This is a genomic window from Nonomuraea sp. NPDC005983, assembly GCF_040614375.1.
Lineage (GTDB): Bacteria > Actinomycetota > Actinomycetes > Streptosporangiales > Streptosporangiaceae > Nonomuraea.
Genome location: NZ_JBEXUP010000025.1, coordinates 1 through 18,285, shown reverse-complemented (window position 1 = coordinate 18,285; position 18,285 = coordinate 1). Strand labels below are relative to the sequence as shown.

The window sequence follows — 18,285 nt, the reverse complement described above, 5'->3', positions numbered from 1 at the left end:
GCGGGCCTGCCGCGCCGGACCCGCGAGCCTCACCCGGACGGTGGGCTGCGCGCCGATCCGAACCGCTGGGGCAGGATGTGACATGTGCGGATATCGATCCTCGGCACCCTGGAGGTGACCGGCGACCAGGGCCCGATCGCGATCGGTGGTTTCCGGGTCCGGGCCCTGCTGGCCCTGCTCGCCCTCGAAGCGGCGCGCACCGTGACGGCCGAGCGGCTCATCGACTCCCTCTGGCCGGAGGCGCCGCCGGGCAACGCCCCCAACGCCCTCCAGACCCTGGTCAGGCGGCTGCGGGTGGCGCTCAGGCCGTACGAGGTGGTGGAGAGCCGGCAGGGCGGCTACGCGCTGGCGGTCGAGCCCGACCAGGTGGACGCCCTGCGCTTCCGGCGCCTCATCGCCGCGACAGACGGGCTCGATCGGGCGCTGGCGTTGTGGCGCGGGCCCGCGCTCACCGATCTGACCGGGGTGCCGCACCTGGCGAACGTGGCGGCCACGCTGGAGGAGGACCGGCTGGCCGCCGTCGAGGCACGGGCCGAGACCCGGCTGGCGGCCGGGCTGCCGGTGGACCTGGCCGCGGACGTGGCCGCGAACCCGCTGCGGGAACGGCTGTGCGCGCTCGCCGTGCGCGGCCTCGCCGCCACCGGACGGCAGGCCGACGCGCTGGCCCTGTACGAGCGGACCCGCAGCACGCTCGCCGACGAGCTCGGCGTGGACCCCGGCCCCGACCTGCGCGCCGCCCACCTGGCCGTTCTCACGGGCGACATCCCCCCGGCCATGTCGGGAGAGCCCGTGGTGCGGCGCGGCAACGTGCGGGCCGCACTCACCAGCTTCATCGGCAGGGAGGACGAGCTGCGGCAGCTCACGTCCCTGCTCGGCCACGCCAGGATCGTGACGATCGTCGGGCCGGGCGGTGCGGGTAAGACCCGGCTGGCCACCGAGGCGGCCCTGCGCCTGGCCGGCGAGCTCGACGGCGCCTGGATGGTCGAACTGGCCCCCATCACCGACCCGGCGGACGTCCCGGGGGCCGTCCTGGACGCTCTGGGCCTGCGCGACGACCACCCCGGCTACCCGCGCCCGTCGGCCGCCGCGATCGAGGAGCGTGACACCGTCGGGCAGGTCGTCGAGGCGCTCGGCGCGCGGCCGGCGTTGATCGTGCTGGACAACTGCGAGCACCTGGTCGAGGCCGCCGCGACGCTGGCCGGGCGGCTGGCGGGGGAGTGTCCGGGGGTGCGCGTGCTGGCGACCAGCCGGGAGCCGCTGAACGTCCCCGGGGAGCGGCTGGCGCCCATCCCGCCGCTGGAACAGCCTCCGACAGGTGTGGGGGTGGAGCGCGCCGCCGGGTATCCGTCGGTGCGGCTGCTGCTCGACCGGGCGGTCGCCGCCAGGCCCGCGTTCGCGCTGGACGACGGGAACGTGGCCGCCGTGGTGGCGCTGTGCCGGAGGCTCGACGGGATGCCGCTGGCCATCGAACTGGCCGCCGCCCGGCTGCGGACGATGACGCCGCAGCAGCTGGCCGACCGGCTGGGCGACCGGTTCCGGCTGCTGACCGGAGGCAGCCGGACGGCGTTGCCCCGGCAGCAGACGCTGAGGGCGGTCGTCGAGTGGAGCTGGGACCTGCTCGACGAGCAGGAACGGGAGCTGGCCCGCAGACTGGCCGTGTTCGCGGGCGGCGCGACGCTGGAGGCCGTCGAGGCGGTGTGCGGGAGCACCGCCGACGTGCTGGGTGCGCTGGTCGACAAGTCGCTGGTCCAGGTCTCGCCCGAGGGCCGCTACGTGATGCTGGAGACGATCCGCGCCTACGCGTCCGACCGGCTGGGGGAGGCGGGGGAGGTCGGCGAGTACCGGCGCCGTCACGCCGTCCGCCTGCTGGACTTCGCCGAGCGGGCGGTGCCTGAGCTGAGGACCGGGGCGCAGCTCGAGTGGATCGAGCGGCTGTCGGCCGAGCGGGACGACTGCGCCGCGGCGCTGCGCTGGGCGTTGGACGAGCGGGACGTCGAGCTCGCGCTCCGGCTGTGCGCGGCGCTGAACTGGTACTGGTGGATGTGCGGGTACCGGGAGGAGAGCGCGACGTGGGCCAGGCAGGTGCTCGAGGTCGTGGGCGACACCCCGCCGGAGGGCCTGGTGCGGGCGTACACGGCGTGCCTGTTCGCGCATGGGGTGAGCCTGTTCGCGACGATCGTCGGCGACCGTCCGGCGATGCGCGCATTGTTGGAGCAGATGGACGGCCTGATCAAGGCAGGGGAGCGGGAGGGCCCGGTCCATCCGCTGCTGCGGATCAGCCTGGCGGTCATGGCGGCCGCTTCGGGGCGTGATGAGCACGCCGCCGAACTGCTTGAGCGCTACAGCGACAGCGACGACCTCTGGCTGGCCAGCGCGGCCCGCATGATCGGCCAGAACCGGTCGATGGAGGCGCTGGAGCAGGCGGTGGCCGGGTTCAGGAAGCTGGGAGACCGGTGGGGGCTGAGCGAGGCGCTGCTCGGCCTGGCCACGCTGCGGGCCGCCAACGGCGAGCCGGCCGACGACCTGATAGCCGAGACCGAGTCGCTCACGAGCGAGTGGATCAGCGCCGAGGAGGCGATCTCGACGCTGACGCGGACGGCGCAGCTCCGCGCCCAGGGCGGCGATCTCGACGGCGCCGCCGCCGACCTGGCCAGGGCCAGGGCGATCGCGGACGAAGAGACGTCCGCCTACACGCTGGTCGTGCTGGGGATGGGGGAGGCCGCGCTCGCCTACCAGCGCGGCGACGCGGAGCGCTGCCTTGCGGCCTACCAGGACACGCTCGTCCCGCTGGGTGAGGTGCCGCGGATCGCGCAGCTCGTCGCCTCGGTCCGAACCGGGTACGGCAGGGCGCTGTCGCTCGCCGGGCAGCCGGAGGCCGCGATCGAGCAGCACCGGCTGGCGCTCGGCACGCTCGGCACCTCTCCCGACCAGCCGGTGCTGTCGTCCGTGCTGGCCGGGTTCGCGCTCGCGGCGCTGGCGGACGGCGACCTGGAGCGGGCGGCCGTGCTGTTCGGCGCGTCCGCCGCGGCGCAGCCGCACGACGCTCTACCCGGCGCCTCCCTGGCCGACGCCGCACCCGACACCGCCCCCGACACGGTGGCGGGGGCGGCGTCGGCCAGGGAGGCGCTCGGCGCCGAACGCTTCGACGCCTGCCACGCGAAGGGCGCGGCGGCGTCCCTCCAGGAGCTCTACGAACTGGTCGGGATGGTCGCGTAGGACGGCTGATGCAGGGTGGTGACTCCCTTGTGGAGGTTCCTGGCGAACCGGGGGAAGTTGGACCCGGCCACGTCGATCCTGATCCGGTGCCCGGGACGGAACAGGTTCGCGATCGCCCCCAGCTCCACCCGGACCTCGCGCACCTCGCCCGGCGACAGGCCGGCGACCCGGGTGACGCCGTCGGTCAGCAGCTCGGCCCGCCCATCGGGGTGGACGTCGACCAGCTTGCCCGTGACGTCCGCGCCGCCGGCGGTCGAGGAGATCAGCACGACCAGCTCGACCGGCCCGCTGACCTCGACCCCGTCCTCCAGCGGCTCGCTCTGGAAGCGCAGCACGTCGTCGCGCCCGTCGAGCGGGCGCTGGTCGAGCGGCCCGAACGCGTCGAACGACATGACCGCCCCGCCGACCGTCGGCACCGGACGGTCGGGGTCGGCGGCGAAGTCCAGCGTGCCGGGCTCGCCGGCGGCGGTGCCGAGCGTCCCGTCCACGCCCAGGTGGTAGGTGACGCTCCGGGCGCCGGGCAGCGGCCAGTCGGAGGCGGTGCGCCACTCGTCGGCGCCCATCACGAAGTACTCCACCGGGGCGCGACCCGCCGCTGGTTCGCCGCGCAGCCAGTGGCCGAACCAGTCGAGGTGGATGCCGGTCCAGTCGATGGCGTCCTGCCCGGCCAGCTCGCCGTAGTCGCGCCCGCCGATGGCCCGGTCGTGGGTGAAGTGCGTCCACGGGCCGACGATCAGCCGCGAGTCGCCGCGCAGGTGCTGGAAGTACCCGATCGAGGCGTCGCGGAAGTAGTCGTACCAGCCGGTGCTCACCAGCGCGGGCACGTCGATCCTGTCGTAGTGGATGACGCCGTCCTGCCACAGCCCGGCCTGCGGGTCGGGGGTGTCCATCCAGGCGGCGTAGAACGGGACGAGGTCGGCCAGCAGCGGCTGGTCGCTGAGCGGTAGCCGCTCGGCCAGCCGTCGCATGGTCTCGGGGAGGCGGTCGGGGAGGCCGATGGCAGCGCTGAACCGGTCGAGGTCCGCCTGCTCGGCGGCGCCGCGCCTGATGCGGCGCTTCAGCTCGCCGGTGGCGAGCACGAGCAGGCTGACGGTCAGGATCACGTCCAGGTTCGGGACGCCTCCCGGCTGGTAGACGCACTCGTAGAGCCCGGCGGGTGCGACGTGCGGCGCGATCGCCTTCAGCCCCTCGGGACGTTCCTGCGCGGCGAGAAGCTGGGTGATGCCCAGGTAGGAGTCGCCGAACATGCCCACGTCCCCGTCGGACCAGGGCGCGCGGGCGGCCCACTCGACCGTGTCGCGGCCGTCGGCGGCCTCGCCCGTCAGGAAGCGGAACACGCCGTCGGAGTCGCCGGTGCCGCGCACGTCCTGGGCGACGACCGCGTACCCGGCCTCGACCAGGCGCGGCACGTCCAGGTGGAAGCCGGGTCCGGCTATCGCCCTGCCGTACGGGGTGCGCGACAGCAGCACGGGGAAGCGGCCCGGCCCGTCCGGGCGCCAGAGCGTGGCGACCAGCTCGACGCCGTCGCGGGTGGTCATGGTCTCGGTGGTCTCGATCATCGGACCCTCCTGGTGTAGGCGCGCAGCGCGAGCGGGACGAAGAGGACGAACAGTGCGGCGGTCCAGCCGAGCGTGATCCACACGTCGGAGGCGTACAGACCGCCCACCATGAGGCCGCGCAGCGCGCCCGCCAGATGGGAGACCGGGTTGACGCCCATCCACCAGGTCAGCCAGCCCGGCAGGTCGGTGGCGGGGATGAACGCGCTGCTGCCGAACGTGAGCGGCAGCAGCACGGCCGTCGAGATGCCCTGCATGCTGGTCACCGACTTGGCGACCAGCCCGATCCAGGCCGACCCCCAGCTCAGCGCCATCGCGAGCAGCAGCACCAGGCCGATCCCGGCCAGCGCGCTCAGCGGATCGGTCCGCACGCGGAACCCGACGGCGTAACCGACCAGCATGGACATCGCCATCGTGATCAGCAGCGTCAGCATGTCGGCCAGGACCCGCCCGGCCAGCGGCGCCGACCTGGCGATCGGCATCGTCCTGAACCGGTCGAACACGCCGTTGCCGATGTCGGTCGCCAGGTTCATCCCGGTGCCGATCGTCGCCATCAACGCCACCTGGGTGAGCACGCCAGGAAGCATGTACAGCACGGCCTGGTCCCGGTGGCCGCCCGCCGCGCCGCCGAACAGGTAGACGAAGATGACGATCATGAAGACGGGCTGGAACAGCATCCCGGCCAGCTGGCCCGGGCTGTTCTTCAACGGGACGAGGCTGCGCCAGGCCAGGGTCAGCCCTTGGGAGAGCGCGGTGGTCACGTGGAGGCTCCTGTCAGGGTGAGGAAGACGTCGTCGAGGGAGGGCAGCCGCAGGGCGTGCTCGGCGAGGACGATGCCCGCGTCGTCCAGCTCCCGCAGGACGGCGGGCGGCACGGCGAGGTCGTGCACCGGGACGCTGAGCAGGCCGCCGACGGCCCGGGTGCGCAGGATCGCCTCGGCCTTCTCGACGTCCGCCGGGCGCAGCGGCCGCACGTCCAGCCGGTGGCCTCCGGCCAGCGCCTTCAGCTCCTCCGGGGTGCCGGCGGCCGCCACCCTGCCCTGGTCGATCACCAGCAGGTCGTCGGCGAGCTGGTCGGCCTCCTCCAGGTACTGGGTGGTGAGCAGCACGGTCACGCCGTCGGCGACCAGCTCCCTGACCGTCTGCCACAGCTCGCCGCGCGCGTGCGGGTCCAGGCCGGTGGTGGGCTCGTCGAGGAAGAGGATCCGGGGCCTGCTCACCAGGCTGACCGCCAGGTCGAGCCGGCGGCGCATGCCTCCCGAGTAGCCGCCGGACGTGCGCCCGGCGGCCTCGGCGAGGCCGAACCTGTCGAGCAGCTCGGCCGCCCTGGTCCTGGCCTCGGCCCTGCTCAGGCCGAGCAGGCGGCCCATCATCACCAGGTTCTGGGTGCCGGTCAGCTTCTCGTCCACCGAGGCGTACTGGCCGGTCAGCCCGATCAGCTCGCGGACCTTGCCGGCCTGGCGGGTCACGTCGAACCCGCCGACGACGGCCCGGCCTTCATCGGGGGCCGCCAGGGTGGCCAGGATGCGGACGGCGGTGGTCTTGCCCGCCCCGTTGGGGCCGAGGACACCCAGCACGGTCCCGGCCCTGGCCCGCAGGTCGATCCCGGCCAGCGCGGCCTTGTCGCCGTACCTCTTGACGAGGCCTTCGGCTTCGATCGCGTATGTCATGACGCCCAAGGTGCCCGGGGACGCTGGCAGCGGCCTGGCAGTCACCTGGCAGCCGCTGTCAGCCGGCGCACCGACCTGGTGACGGGCCGGCCCGCGGGCGACTTCGACGTGGACGGCGTCAAGATCACACAGCAGTGACGTCAGGCGCTGCCCGGGTTATGGCGGGGCCTTTCGCGCGTCTTTGGGGTGGCTACCTGCTGTTCCGGACTGGTTCCTGTGTGTCGCGCTGATTGGGCCTTGTAAGGAGCTGTTGTCAAGGCTACGATCGCGGCAACTCTTAGGAAACTTTCCTAAAAGAAATGCGGCGCGCCCACCACACTCCCCTGACCAGGCCCCGCAACCAGCGCCGCTGACGCCCTCGGTGCCTCCGAGGTGCCTCCGAGGTGCCTTCCCGATGCCTCCCGACGGCCCGCCGCACCTCGCGGGCCGTGCCGTGCGGCTCGCGCTCTCACCCCCCGGCGCGGGCCGTGCGGCACGCCAGCCACGTCCGTCAAGCCGCACTTCAGGGAATGCCATGAGATTTCGCCGTAAGTTCCTCGCCTTACTCGCCGCCCTGGCGCTGGCCGGCGCCGGGCTCGCCACCGCCGTGCAGTCCGCGTACGGCGCGGTCCAGCAGGTCGCCGCCTACCCGGCCTGGGCGGCGTGGACGCCCTACGCGATCGGTGCCCGCGTCACCTACAACGGCGTCGACTACGAGTGCATCCAGGCGCACACCTCGCAGCCCGGCTGGGAGCCGCCGAACGTCCCCGCCCTGTGGAAGGTCGTGAGCGGCGGAGGCGGCAACCCCGGCGCCCCCGGCCAGCCCGGCACGCCGAGCGTGACCGGCTCCACGAACAGCTCGATCTCGCTGTCGTGGGGGGCGTCCTCCGGCACGGTGACCGGCTACCGGGTCTACGAAGGCTCCGGCGTCGCCGCCACCGTCACGGGCACGTCGGCCACGATCGGCTCGCTCGGCGCCTGCACCACGCACACCTACACCGTCAAGGCGTACAACTCGGCGGGCGAGTCGGCGGCCAGCGCCGCCGTCACCGGCGCGACCAGCGGCTGCTCGTCCGGCGGCAGCAAACTGCCCGGCGCGCCCTACCTCTACATGGGCTGGGGCGACCCGCCCGCGCCCGGCACGGTGATGAGCGCGACCGGGGTCAAGTCGTTCACGATGGCGTTCATCCTGTCCAGCGGCGGCTGCACCCCAGCCTGGGACGGACAGCGACCGCTGACCGGCGGAGCCGACGCCCAGGCCATCTCCGCGATCAAGGCGGCAGGCGGCAGCGTGCAGATCTCCTTCGGCGGCTGGCAGGGCAGCAAGCTCGGCCCCAACTGCTCCACGCCGCAGGCGTTCGCCGGCGCGGTGCAGCAGGTCATCAACGCCGTCGGCCCCGCCGTGGTGGACTTCGACATCGAGAACACCGACGAGTTCGAGAGCGAGGTCGTCCAGGACCGCATCCTGAACGGCCTCAAGATCGTCAAGTCGAACAACCCGAACGTCAAGGTCGTCGTCACCTTCGGCACCTCCACCTCCGGCCCGACCTACTGGGGCACCCGGCTGATCAACCGGTCGAAGGAACTGGCCGTGCCGATCGACAACTACACGATCATGCCGTTCGACTTCGGCGGCGGCGCGAACATGTACCAGAGCACCGTCAACGCATCCGAAGGGCTGAAGAACGCCCTCAAGTCGGCCTTCTCCTGGTCGGACGCCCAGGCGTACGCGCACATGGGCATCTCCGGCATGAACGGCCTGTCCGACCAGCAGGAGCTGACCAACCAGAGCACCTGGACACAGATCCGCGACTACGCCAACTCCCGGGGCCTGACCAGGCTCGCGTTCTGGTCCGTCAACCGTGACCGGCCCTGCCCGGGCGGCGGCGTCCAGTCGAACTGCAGCGGCATCTCGCAGGCGAACTGGGACTTCACCAAGATCACCGCTGGCTTCTAGCCATCGACGACGGGAGAGCGGCGATCCCGCTCTCCTCAGCCGCCCCACCGCACGTCCCCAGGCGTGTGGTGGGGCGCCCTGAGATCACTGATGCGAGGTACTCCATGAAGATTCGAGGACTCGCGGCGGCAGCCGTGCTCGCCCTGGGACTCACCGCCCTCTCCGCCGCCCCGGCTCTCGCGGCGAACATCCTGGCCAACCCCGGCTTCGAGTCGGGGCTGAGCGGCTGGACCTGCTCGGCCACGTCGGCGGCCCAGGCCGTCTCGTCGCCGGTCCACGGCGGCGCCAAGGCCCTCCAGGCCACCCCGGCCGGCAGCGACTACGCCCGCTGCCAGCAGACGATCACCGTCAAGCCGAGCACGACGTACCAGCTGTCCGGGTGGGTGCGGGGCGACTACGTCTTCCTCGGCGCGACCGGCGCCGGCGTGGACACCAGCACCTGGGGCGCGCCCGGCGCGCAGTGGCAGCAACTGAAGACGTCCTTCACCACGCCCGCCACCACCACGAGCGTGTCGGTGTACGTCAACGGCTGGTACGGCACCGGCGCCTACCTCGCCGACGACCTCGTCCTCGACGGCCCGGGCGGCACACCCGACACCCAGGCCCCGACCGTGCCCGGCAACCTGACGGTCGGCGGCCCCACCAACACCAGCCTCACCCTGAGCTGGTCCGCCTCCACCGACAACGTCGGCGTGGACCACTACGAGATCTCCAGGGACAACGGCGCCCCCGTCACCGCCGCCTCGACCGGCTACACCGCCACCGGGCTCAGCCCCGACACCACCTACGGCTTCCGCGTCAGGGCCTGCGACGCCGCCGGCAACTGCTCCGCCTACACCGCCTCGGCCGGCGGGAAGACCAGCAACGACAGCACGCCGCCCCCAGGGGACATCCGCTATGCGCCCTACATCGACATCACCATGTCCACCCCGTCGCTGGTCAGCGCCGCCAACGCGACAGGCGTGCAGAACTACACGCTGGCCTTCGCGCTCGGTGACAGCACCGGGTGCAACCCCGCCTGGGGCGGCACCATCCCGCTCACCGACGCGCGCATCATCAACGACGTCAAGGCCCTCCAGGCCCAGGGCGGCCAGGTGATCGTCGCCAGCGGCGGCGCCCAGGGCCCGTACCTGGAGCACAACTGCGCCACCACCGCCACCCTGCTCGCCGCCTACAAGAAGGTGCTCGACACGGTCGGCACCAACCACCTGGACGTGGACGTCGAGGCGTCGATCGACGTCAACAAGGTCAACAGCGCGCTCAAGCAACTCCAGTCGGAGCGCGGCACGTCCATCAGCTACACGCTGCGCATCCAGGGCCAGGACTACGGCCTCGACCCGTTCTCCGTGCAGATCCTCCAGGACGCCGCCGCCAAGGGCCTCAACGTGACCGTCAACCCGATGCTCATGGACTTCGGCTACACGGGCAACTGGGGCGACGCGCTGGTCTCCGCCGCCCAGGCCACCCTCAACCAGATGAAGGGCATCTGGCCGTCTAAGACCGACGCCCAGCTCAAGCGGCTGCTCGGCGTCACCCCGATGATCGGCAAGAACGACACCGGGCAGACCACCACCCAGGCCGATGCCCGCAAGCTCCGCGACTGGGCCAACGCCAACCACCTCGGCTTCGTCGGCTTCTGGTCCGTCGGCCGCGACAACGGCGGCTGCCCGAACGGCAGCGTCTCGCCGACGTGCAGCGGCATCTCCCAGACGGCCTACGAGTTCACCGGCATCTTCAAGGGGTTCACGGGATGATCGAGCGCACGAGCTGGGTCGGCTTGACCGGCAGGCCCGGCCCGGGCGGGCGATAGGTCGGCAGCGCCTCGCCGTACTCGTGCATCCAGGCGTGGTCGACGAGCAGCCGCATGCGGTCCTCCTCCTGCGGGGGCGGCTCCGCGTGCGGCTGCTCCACCCGGTGGTCGAGCCGGTGGTCGAGCTGGTGGTCGAGCGCCAGCCTGGCCACCGCGTCAGCGACGAGGCGCACGTCCGGCAGGGCCAGGTCGCACCCGTCGTCCGGGCCGATCAGCAGCTCCACCTGCGGCGGCAGCGGGTAGATCGGACGCGGGACGGCCAGGACGCGCGGCGCCGGCGCCATCGGCAGCCCATCGCGCACCGCCTCCAGCAGCACCGACCTGGTCGTGCGGCGCTCGAACAGCCCCTCGCCGTGCGGCCAGCTCAGCGACCCCACATCCGAGGCGTCCTCGCCGCACGCGTGCAGGCACAGGTACGGCACCAGCGGGATGGCCGACCCGCCGCCCGGCTGCGCCCAGCCGTCGCCGCAGCCGGTCAGCGCGAGGAGCGCGAGCATCGCCCGGTAGGCGGTGTCGGCGTGCGCCGTCTCCAGCCAGCCGGGCACGATCATGCACCGCCCGCCGGTCTTCTCCGCGGTCACCCCCAGCTCCCGGGCGATCTTCAACGCCCGGGACGCCGCCACCCCCGTCTGCGCCTCCTGCCAGGCCGGCGTGTACGGCTCGCGCCGGTCGTCGTAGCCGCCGGGCCAGCTGCCCGGCAGCCCCCCGCGGGCGACCCCGTACACCGCGAGCAGCAGGTCGAACACCGTCGTCACGAGCTCGTCGCCCTCGCGCGCCACCGGCACCCCGCGCCGCAGCACGCCCGGCCCGTCGTCGAAGCGCGGCAGCAGCACCTCGACCGCTTCGGCCCCGTACAGGCTGAGCCGCCCGGACGCCCGCCCCAGCAGCCCGCCCGCGACGAACGCGCCGCCGCGCTCGCGCAGCCGCACCAGGAACGGCAGGTCGGTGCGGTCCATGGCATGCCCGGCGAAGGCGGGCCTGTCGAGGAAGAACTCCTTGAGCAGCACGTGCCCCATCGCCATGGCCAGCGCCCCGTCGGTGCCGGGACGGACGACCAGCGTCTCGTCCGACAGTCGCGTCGGGTGCGGCCCGATCGCCACCACCTTCTGCCCCTTGTAGCGCCCGGCGATCACCCACGGCGTGTCGGGGGTGCGGACGGTCCGGTTGTTCTCCCCCCACAGCAGCACGTACGGCGCCCGCGCCCAGTCTTCCGCCCGCGGCCCGCGGAACCCGCGGCCGAGCACCTGCTCAGGCGCGATCGGCTGCTCGGTCAGCACCGCACCGCCGAGCCCGCCGACCAGCCCGGCCAGCGGTGAGGTGGACAGCGCCGCCACCCGGTCAGGGCCGTGCTCGGCGGCGGTGTGGACGATCGCCGCGGCCGTCAGCTCCGCCGCCGTGCCGTCGTCGAGCGGCACCCGGCGACCTCCCCGAGCGTGGCGGTACAGCTCTGAGTTTCCTGTGAGTTTCGCCCAGGCTGCGACCGGGTCGCGAAGCCCGTCCCGCACCTCGAAGTAGAGCCTGACCAAAGCCTGGTTGACCTGCGATCCCCCCATGGAAAGAGTTCAACACAGACGGTCATGTTCTATCGCGTTACGACCCGGCATGTCGGCACACAGAATGGACAACCCCAGGTGCGAAGCACTTCAGTCCGTACGGCAGGCTAGATGTCGCCATGGATTACGCAGTTCTCACGGGGATCATCCTCGTCGCCGGAGTAGTGACCGCTCTGATCGCCCAGTGGCGCGACTGGCGGCCACCACTCATCGTCGCGATCCTCGTGGGCGTGGTCGTGCGCGTCCTGCTCATGTTCACCGCCGCGCACGACTCCTGGCAGCCCGTCGACTTCGTCGAGAGCTTCAAACCCGCGGGCGAGGCCGTGCTGAACGGCCAGGACCCCGTCCTGGCCAGCGAGGGTGGCTGGCACTTCCTGCCGACCATCCCCTACATGTACGGGATCCTGCTCTGGCTCGGCATCCCGTGGGAGTACGCGGGCCGCCTGGTCACCGTGGTCGCCGACATCGTGCTGATCCCGCTGGTCGCCAAGCTGGCGGGCGGGCCGAAGGCGTCGCTGCGCGCCCTGCAGTACGCGCTCAACCCGCTCGCCCTGCTGGTCGCCGCCATCCACGGCCAGGTCGAACCCGTCGCCCTGGTCTTCGGCGTGGCCGCGTTCGTGGTCGCCCGCGGCCCTGGCGCGCCCGAACGCGTCGGCGTCACCACCGAGATCGTCACCCGCGTGCGGCGGGGCGTCACGGTCTACGGCTGGCGGGCCGCGCTGCGGCGGGTGCTCGGCCCCGGCGGCATGCTGCACAGGGCGCTGCTCCCCGGCGAGAACGACCGGGCCGACCTGCGCAGGGGCGCGCTGGCCGGGCTGCTGATGGGCCTGGCGTTGTGCGCGAAGAGCTGGCCGATCTGGCTGATCCCCGGCATGGTGCTGCTCCTGCCCAACCTGCGCGCCAGGATCGCCGCGCTCTTCATGACCGGCCTGGTGCCGCTGTTCTTCCTGGTCACGCTGCCGATCTTCGCGGGCACGTCGCTGCAGCAGATCCCCGAGGTCATCAAGGTCATCCAGGACATCAGGCCGATCGTCGGCGAGTGGGGCTGGACCCCTCAGCTCACCCAGGGCAACTGGTCGCTGGAGCCGACGATGGCCAAGATCGGCACCTACCTGATCTACGCCTGCGTGGTGGGCGCGGTGCTCCTGTGGCGGCGCGCCGACCCGATCGACCTGACCACGGCCGTCCTGCTGATCTTCATGGTGGTCACGCCCCGGCTGGGCGCCCAGTACCTGCTGTGGTTCATGCCGTTCCTGGTCGCCAGGCCCACCAGGTTCGCCTGGCCCGCCATCATCGGCGTCTCGGTGTGGTCGGCGTACGGGTACCTGTACATGACCCAGTTCGGCGACAACGACTGGTGGCTGCTGCACGCCGACTGGTCACGGGCGTCGATCGTGCTGCTGCCCGTCCTGCTGGTGGCGATGCCGTGGGGCCGCCGCAACCCGACGGCCCCACCGCTGGCCGAGCCCATCGAACCGGCGGGCCCGGCGCGGGTCAGCTCACCGGTGTAGCCGCTCGAACAGCCTGACCCACTGGTCGGGGTGGACGAACGCGACCACGGTGTCACGCGCGATGCCCGCCTCGGCGAGCGCCGCGTCCACCCCCTGGTAGCGGGTCCGCAGCGACGCCCGCAGCGAGCCACCCACCCCGCCGAACCCCAGCTCGACCAGCTGCTGGTAGTCACGGCGGGACGCGACGAGCGGCTCGGGCCGCCGCTCGATCCGCAGGATCGCCGAGTCCACCGACGGCACCGGGCGGAAGCTCTCCCGGCCGATCCGGTCGCCCAGCCTCCAGCGGAACCACGGCCAGGACCTGACCGTGACCAGGCTCCAGCGGCCGAAGTCACCCGACCGCTTGCGGGCGTACTCCAGCTGCGTGACCAGCGTCGCCGAGGTCAGCGCGGGCGCCCGCAGACACCACTCGACGATCCCGGACGTGACCGAGTACGGGATGTTGCCCACGACCGCGAACGGCTCGCGCGGCGCCCGCGCGGCCGTGAAGTCGCCCCTGACCACGTCGATCCGGGGATCGTCGTGGGTCCTGGCGGCCAGCCTGCCCGCCAGCCTGGGGTCGATCTCGTAGCCGACCACCTGGGCGCCCGCCTCGGCCAGCGCCAGGGTCAGCACGCCCTCGCCGGCCCCGGGTTCCAGCACCAGCCCCTCCGGAGCGGCGGCCTTGACCACCAGCTCCAGGGCATGCCTGTCAATCAGGAAGTTCTGCGACAGCTCGCGCCGCGCCCTGTCTCTGGGCGTGCGACCGCCGCCGCCGTTCCTGGCCTTCTTCTGAGTGTGTGAATAGTTTCCGTGCGCGAAGTTCTGCGCCACAGCTGCTGCCCTTTCGGGTCCTCGAGATGGGAAAGGTCTCGAAGGGCCCTGGGCGCGCCGCGGACGCGCGCGTGTGAAGAGCCGCGTCCGCTAGCGGGCCAGAGCCCGGCTGTGGCGGATGCGTACGAACGGACCGGCGAAGAAGCACGACATGCCCGGGAGCCTAGGCGGCGGCCACCGGCGGCGGCAACGCGATTATTCGCCGCGCCGTGCCGCAGCGCGGCGCATGGCACACGGTCAGGGCCCTGTGACGATCAGCCGCACCAGGTGCCCGTGCGACGCGAACCCGGGCGGGTCGCCGGGCATCACCCCGGTCACGCAGTCGAAGACGTTCTCGGCGCTCTGCCGTACCAGGAAGGTCGGCTCGGCGATCGTCGACAGCAGCCTGATCGCGGCGCGGTGCGCGTCGATCCCGCCCAACGGCTCGACCGGACGCGCGGCCACCTCGTAGACACCGTCCTCGAGCAGCCGCTCGCCCAGCACCTCCCACCCGGGCACGGCGCGCAGGTGGGGGAGCAGATGCGCGTCCGGATCCTCGGTCACCCAGCCGTCCACGCGCATCGCCTCCTCCAACTGCCGCACCGCGGGCAGCATCGCCGCCGCGTCGCACAGGCCGGTGAACCGCTCGTCGTCGTCCCATCGCCGCATACGTCCGATCCTTACAAGAGAGCCGCCCAGGCAACAGGTAGCGTCGCCGCGTGGACACACTGGCCAGAGCCGAGAGATACCTGCAGCTCAACGCCCGCTTGATCGACAGACTCAGGTTCGAGGCGCTGTTCGCCGGCGCGCCCCGCGAACGCGTCCTGGACGTCCTGCGCTGCTACCAGAACCCCGACGGCGGGTACGGCAACGCGCTCGAACCCGACCTGCGCGGCGCGGGCAGCCAGCCGGAGCCGGTCGAGGTGGCGTTCTGGATCCTGGACGAGCACGACGCCCTCACCGGGCCCGCGGTCGCCGCCGCCTGCGACTACTTGCTGGGCGTCACCGCCAAGGACGGCGGCGTCCCGTTCGTGCTGCCCACCGTCCGCGACACCCCGCGCGCCCCCTGGTGGGAGACGGACCCGGGGGAGACGGACGGCCCGCCGGGCAACCTCGTCCCGACCGCCTCGATCGCCGGGCTCCTGCACAAGCACGGCATCGACCACCCGTGGCTCGGCCCCGCCACCGACTTCTGCTGGGCGAAGATCGCCGACATCTCCCAGACCACGCCGTACGAGGCCCGCGCCGTCGTCACCTTCCTCGACCTGGTACCCGACAGGGCGCGCGCGGAGGCCGAGTTCGCGCGGCTGCGGGAGGCGATCCTGGCGACCGTCGCCCTCGACCCCGACACCCCCGGTGACGCGCACTTCCCGCTGGACTTCGCCCCGGCACCGCTGCGGCTTCCCCTCTTCGAGGCGGACGTCCTCGACCGTCACCTCGACGCGCTCCTTGCCGCCCAGTCGGCCGAGGGCGGATGGACCGGGAACTGGCTGATCTGGACGCCCGTGGTCGCCCACGAGTGGGGCGGCTACGTGACCGTGCAACGCCTCAAGACTCTCCGCGCCTACGGCCGCCTGCCTGAATGACGCGGCTCCACACCGCACTGCCTTGCTATGGGCGGTCCGTTACGGGTGGTTCCACACGCAAACTGACTCGCGTCCACCAGGGCCCAGACCAGCCTCCTGAAGGCCGGCCCGCCGCTCCCCGCCACGCCCACCCTGCCGCCGGCGATGACACTTCAGCGCCCCTGCCCGCATCCCGTACGGATGGTGGCTCCTGGACCGCCCTGTTCGTGCCTGCTGCAGGCGACGACTCCTGAACGGTCCTTCCACGCGACTGCCGGGGAACCGCTCACCGACGTCCTCAGCCTGGGCGGTTCTGTCAGTGCCGGGTCGTAGCGTGGAGGCATGTACGCGGAGTGGCTCCCCGACCGAGATCTCGCCGACCGCATCGCCTGCTTCTGGCACCAGCACGGCGAGGCCGACGGCGTCCAGCTCGTGGTGCCCGACGGCTGCGTCGACCTGATCTGGGGGCCCGACGGGCCCTTCGTGGCAGGCCCCGACACCGGGCCTGCACCGGTGTCCGTACGAGAAGGCGACACCTTCACCGGCATCCGCTTCAAGCCCGGCGCGGTCGGCGAGGCGTTCGGCGTCCCCCTCCAGGAACTTCGCGACCAGCGCGTTCCCGTCTCGGCCCTCGACGCGCTGCCGCCCCTCAGCGAGCCGTTCCCGGAGCGTGAGGGGGCGTCCATCGGCTTCGACGCGGTCGCGGGGGAGTCGACACCCGCGTTCGGCCTCGACGAACACTCCGCACGGCGGTTGCGCGCGCTGCGGGCGACGGTCGTGGCCAGGCTTCGGCAGACACCTGGGCCCGACCCCGCCGCCTCCGACATCGCCGCCGCCCTGCGCACCGGGCGGAGCGTGGGCGAGGCGGCCTGGCACCTGGGGTTCAGCGAGCGGCAGCTCCAGCGGCGCAGCGTGGCCAGCTTCGGCTACGCGCCCAAGACGTTGCAGCGGATCGTCCGTTTCCAGCGGGCGCTGAAGCTGGCACGGGCGGGGGTGCCGCTCGCCGAGGTCGCCGCCACGGCCGGGTACACCGACCAGCCGCACCTGTCCAACGACGTCAAGCGGCTGAGCGGGGTCGCTCTCGGGCAGCTCGTCTAGGCCTGCTTCAGAGGTCGATCAGCACCTTGGCGTCCGGGTGCGGTGTCCGGGAGCGGGCACCGGGTTCGCTCGCGTGTGAACGCGTCCCTGCCGACCCGGCGGGGCTTTCGACCACTAGGTCCTGCCGGGCGGGGTGCCCGAGATCAGTGCGGCGGCCCACCTGGCGTTCGGGTCGCTGTCCACGAGCAGCGCCCGCGTCAGCAGGCTGAGCGGGATCGCGAGCAGCGCGCCCAGCGGTCCGAGGACGAACGCCCACACGACGAGCGACACGAACGTCATCGTGGTCGACAGCCCGACGGCATCGCCCAGGAACTTGGGCTGGATGAACGACTGGATGACGACGTTGATGACGCAGTAGGCGGCGATGACGAGCAGCATCTGCTTCACGCCGCCGTTCAGGAGCGCCAGCATCGCCGGGGGAATCAGCCCCAGGACGAACCCCACATTGGGGATGTAGTTGGTGATCAGTGCCAGGACACCCCAGAGGAGGGGCAGCGGGACTCCCAGGATCGACAGCGCGGCCACGTCCAGAACGGCGCAGATCAGCCCGAAGATGGTCGACACGATCAGGTAGCGCCTGGTCTTGTGGGCGAACGTGGCGAGCGCGGTCACCAGGTGCGGCTTGTCTTCTCTTTCGGAGGAGAGGATCTTCGCCGTCACCGGCGCGTCCAGGCACATGGCCAGCAACAGCACGACGATCAGGAAGAGCCCCGACAGGACGTCCAGCACGCTGGAGAGCAGGCTCTGCAGGATCCCGATCACCTTTGCCGGATCGAACGACTGGATCAGCTTGTTGAGCTGGGCGTTGCTGATGCCGTGCGTGGTGGCGAAGTGCTCCGCGTTGTTGACGAGCCGCTGGAACTGGTTGGTGTAGGCGGGCAGCAGCGAGGCGAGCTCCGTCGCCGAGATCGTCAGCACTCCCACCATGGCGAGTAGCACCAGCAGCACGATGAGAAACGGCACGGTCACCTGGACCCAGCCCGGGGTCTTGTGGTCACGCAGCCAGTCGCGCACCGGGGCGACGGCGACGACCAGCACCAGGGCCAGCACGACCGGTCCGACGATGGACGCGACCTCGCGCACGCCGAAGAGGGTGACCACCGCGCAGGCCATCCCCAGCAGGATGGCGAGCGTTCGCGGCATGGGTTGATCGCTCACGGCGGATTACCTACCCCTTCGGTGTCACCACACCGGAGCGAAATCCTCGATTTGACGGTTGCCGGAGGCGTACATAGAGTTCACCAGTCCCACGAGGAAGACGTTGATCGTTGGCCTCGCTCCGGTGACCACCTCCAGCAAGATCCCTTTCGTGGACTGATCATGTCCGCGGTAGTGCGATTCGACAAGAGTCGGGCTTGGGAGTAAGTTAGAGGGGTTGCCCTGGAGACGGGGTGGGTCTGAAATTCCGAAAGCGCCGAATTTGACAGAGAATACGGTCGCTGAAAGAATAAAGACACAACGAAATGAGCGCCTCTCGCAGGACCGGGGAGTAAGCGTCCGTTTCTTGAGAACTCAACAGTGTGCTAAAAGCCAGTGCATGATGCACAAACCCCGTCATTGATTTGACGGATTCCTTTTG

13 protein-coding genes are annotated in these 18,285 nt (G+C 71.7%); 6 read left to right on the top strand and 7 right to left on the bottom strand.

The features are described from left to right. The first annotated feature begins 84 nt into the window (after positions 1–84). On the top strand, positions 85–3,216 hold the full coding sequence (locus tag ABZ297_RS14355) for a BTAD domain-containing putative transcriptional regulator (RefSeq protein ID WP_355344770.1): 3,132 nt from the start codon (positions 85–87) through the stop codon (positions 3,214–3,216). Here ABZ297_RS14355 and ABZ297_RS14350 read toward each other — a convergent pair. From ABZ297_RS14350 to ABZ297_RS14340, 3 genes are read right to left on the bottom strand one after another with little or no spacing between them, the layout of a single operon-like run. After that, positions 3,189–4,775, bottom strand: a complete 1,587-nt coding sequence (locus ABZ297_RS14350; RefSeq protein ID WP_355344767.1) for a CocE/NonD family hydrolase — start codon at positions 4,773–4,775, stop codon at positions 3,189–3,191. The two genes, ABZ297_RS14355 and ABZ297_RS14350, sit on opposite strands and share 28 nt — an antisense overlap. Next, a complete protein-coding gene (locus ABZ297_RS14345; protein WP_355344764.1) occupies positions 4,772–5,533 on the bottom strand; it encodes an ABC transporter permease in 762 nt (253 codons plus the stop codon). The genes ABZ297_RS14350 and ABZ297_RS14345 overlap by 4 nt, the downstream gene beginning before the upstream one ends. Beyond that, complete coding sequence (locus ABZ297_RS14340) at positions 5,530–6,441, bottom strand: ATP-binding cassette domain-containing protein (RefSeq protein ID WP_355344761.1); 912 nt, start codon at positions 6,439–6,441, stop codon at positions 5,530–5,532. Before ABZ297_RS14340 ends, ABZ297_RS14345 begins: the two co-directional genes overlap by 4 nt. 514 nt (positions 6,442–6,955) lie before the next feature. Here ABZ297_RS14340 and ABZ297_RS14335 point away from each other — a divergent pair. Both ABZ297_RS14335 and ABZ297_RS14330 read left to right on the top strand, forming a co-directional pair. After that, the gene (locus tag ABZ297_RS14335) at positions 6,956–8,377 is read left to right on the top strand and encodes a carbohydrate-binding protein (protein ID WP_355344758.1); all 1,422 of its coding nucleotides are present in this window, start codon (positions 6,956–6,958) and stop codon (positions 8,375–8,377) included. A 104-nt stretch (positions 8,378–8,481) separates the two neighbouring features. Further along, on the top strand, positions 8,482–10,131 hold the full coding sequence (locus ABZ297_RS14330; RefSeq protein ID WP_355344755.1) for a carbohydrate binding domain-containing protein: 1,650 nt from the start codon (positions 8,482–8,484) through the stop codon (positions 10,129–10,131). Here the strand turns inward: ABZ297_RS14330 and ABZ297_RS14325 are convergent. Next, positions 10,121–11,740, bottom strand: coding sequence for a molybdopterin-dependent oxidoreductase (locus tag ABZ297_RS14325; protein ID WP_355344752.1), 1,620 nt, complete (start codon positions 11,738–11,740; stop codon positions 10,121–10,123). The two genes, ABZ297_RS14330 and ABZ297_RS14325, sit on opposite strands and share 11 nt — an antisense overlap. A 119-nt stretch (positions 11,741–11,859) precedes the next feature. Here ABZ297_RS14325 and ABZ297_RS14320 point away from each other — a divergent pair, with 119 nt between their 5' ends. Beyond that, positions 11,860–13,251 carry a hypothetical protein gene (locus tag ABZ297_RS14320; protein ID WP_355344749.1) on the top strand — a complete coding sequence of 464 codons (1,392 nt, stop codon included), beginning with the start codon at positions 11,860–11,862 and terminating at the stop codon, positions 13,249–13,251. Here the strand turns inward: ABZ297_RS14320 and erm are convergent. Further along, complete coding sequence (gene erm, locus ABZ297_RS14315) at positions 13,240–14,064, bottom strand: ErmE/ErmH/ErmO/ErmR family 23S rRNA (adenine(2058)-N(6))-methyltransferase (RefSeq protein WP_355344746.1); 825 nt, start codon at positions 14,062–14,064, stop codon at positions 13,240–13,242. The two genes, ABZ297_RS14320 and erm, sit on opposite strands and share 12 nt — an antisense overlap. Before the next feature lie 237 nt (positions 14,065–14,301). Next, on the bottom strand, positions 14,302–14,712 hold the full coding sequence (locus ABZ297_RS14310) for a hypothetical protein (RefSeq protein ID WP_355344743.1): 411 nt from the start codon (positions 14,710–14,712) through the stop codon (positions 14,302–14,304). 50 nt (positions 14,713–14,762) lie between these two features. Between ABZ297_RS14310 and ABZ297_RS14305 the strand changes: the two genes are divergently transcribed. Then, positions 14,763–15,629: a hypothetical protein gene (locus tag ABZ297_RS14305; RefSeq protein ID WP_355344740.1), complete on the top strand. Its 867-nt coding sequence runs from the start codon at positions 14,763–14,765 to the stop codon at positions 15,627–15,629. Positions 15,630–15,950: 321 nt separating this feature from the next. Next, positions 15,951–16,706: a DUF6597 domain-containing transcriptional factor gene (locus tag ABZ297_RS14300; protein WP_355344737.1), complete on the top strand. Its 756-nt coding sequence runs from the start codon at positions 15,951–15,953 to the stop codon at positions 16,704–16,706. A 114-nt stretch (positions 16,707–16,820) separates the two neighbouring features. On the opposite strand, the gene ABZ297_RS14295 is transcribed toward ABZ297_RS14300, so the two are convergent. Then, positions 16,821–17,864, bottom strand: coding sequence for an AI-2E family transporter (locus ABZ297_RS14295; RefSeq protein WP_355344734.1), 1,044 nt, complete (start codon positions 17,862–17,864; stop codon positions 16,821–16,823). Positions 17,865–18,285: the final 421 nt, after the last annotated feature.

What these genes read in the sequence shown, in the direction of transcription:
- ABZ297_RS14350 (WP_355344767.1), bottom strand. Translation starts at nt 4,775, where the DNA reads ATGATCGAGACCACCGAGACCATGACCACCCGCGACGGCGTCGAGCTG.
- ABZ297_RS14340 (WP_355344761.1), bottom strand. Translation starts at nt 6,441, where the DNA reads ATGACATACGCGATCGAAGCCGAAGGCCTCGTCAAGAGGTACGGCGAC.
- ABZ297_RS14335 (WP_355344758.1), top strand. Translation starts at nt 6,956, where the DNA reads ATGAGATTTCGCCGTAAGTTCCTCGCCTTACTCGCCGCCCTGGCGCTG.
- ABZ297_RS14330 (WP_355344755.1), top strand. Translation starts at nt 8,482, where the DNA reads ATGAAGATTCGAGGACTCGCGGCGGCAGCCGTGCTCGCCCTGGGACTC.
- ABZ297_RS14325 (WP_355344752.1), bottom strand. Translation starts at nt 11,740, where the DNA reads ATGGGGGGATCGCAGGTCAACCAGGCTTTGGTCAGGCTCTACTTCGAG.
- ABZ297_RS14320 (WP_355344749.1), top strand. Translation starts at nt 11,860, where the DNA reads ATGGATTACGCAGTTCTCACGGGGATCATCCTCGTCGCCGGAGTAGTG.
- ABZ297_RS14310 (WP_355344743.1), bottom strand. Translation starts at nt 14,712, where the DNA reads ATGCGGCGATGGGACGACGACGAGCGGTTCACCGGCCTGTGCGACGCG.
- ABZ297_RS14300 (WP_355344737.1), top strand. Translation starts at nt 15,951, where the DNA reads ATGTACGCGGAGTGGCTCCCCGACCGAGATCTCGCCGACCGCATCGCC.